General features: G+C 42.3%; 1 protein-coding gene. It reads right to left on the bottom strand.

Features of this window, described 5'->3' with window-relative positions; genetic code table 11:
• Positions 1-667, bottom strand: a 667-nt coding sequence (locus DLK05_RS16630; protein WP_209319943.1) for a hypothetical protein, incomplete at both ends; no start/stop codon positions are given.

Here is a 667-nt window from a genome sequence, read left to right as displayed (position 1 = left end):
GCTGCTGCAAGCTGTGCTGCCTTTTCTGCTTCGGCTTGCTGGCTTGCTAACAGTGCATCTATCTTCTGAATCTGAGTTTTTGGATAAGCTTCCTCTGCTTTCAGACTTAATGCATCTGTATAACTTGTCTTTGCTGTAGTATAATCGCCAGAACTAAACTGGGAATCTGCCAATTTAATGATGGCAGCATACTTTTCAGACAATGCCTTTTCTGCTGCTGCTAGCTGTGCTGCCTTATCTGCTTCAGCTTGCTGGCTTGCTAACAGTGCATCTATCTTCTGAATCTGAGTCTTTGGATAAGCTTCCTCTGCTTTCAGACTTAATGCATCTGTATAACTTGTCTTTGCTGTAGTATAATCACCAGAACTAAACTGGGAATCTGCCAATTTAATGATGGCAGCATACTTTTCAGACAATGCTTTTTCTGCTGCTGCAAGCTGTGCTGCCTTTTCTGCTTCGGCTTGCTGRCTTGCTAACAGTGCATCTATCTTCTGAATCTGAGTTTTTGGATAAGCTTCCTCTGCTTTCAGACTTAATGCATCTGTATAACTTGTCTTTGCGGTAGTATAATCACCAGAATTAAACTGGGAATCTGCCAATTTAATGATGGCAGCATACTTTTCAGACAATGCCTTTTCTGCTGCTGCTAGCTGTGCTGCCTTATCTG

Source organism: Ancylomarina longa (assembly GCF_003996985.1).
GTDB lineage: Bacteria > Bacteroidota > Bacteroidia > Bacteroidales > Marinifilaceae > Ancylomarina_A > Ancylomarina_A longa.
The sequence above is the reverse complement of the archived record's forward strand: the minus strand, read 5'-3'. Positions and strand labels throughout refer to the sequence as shown.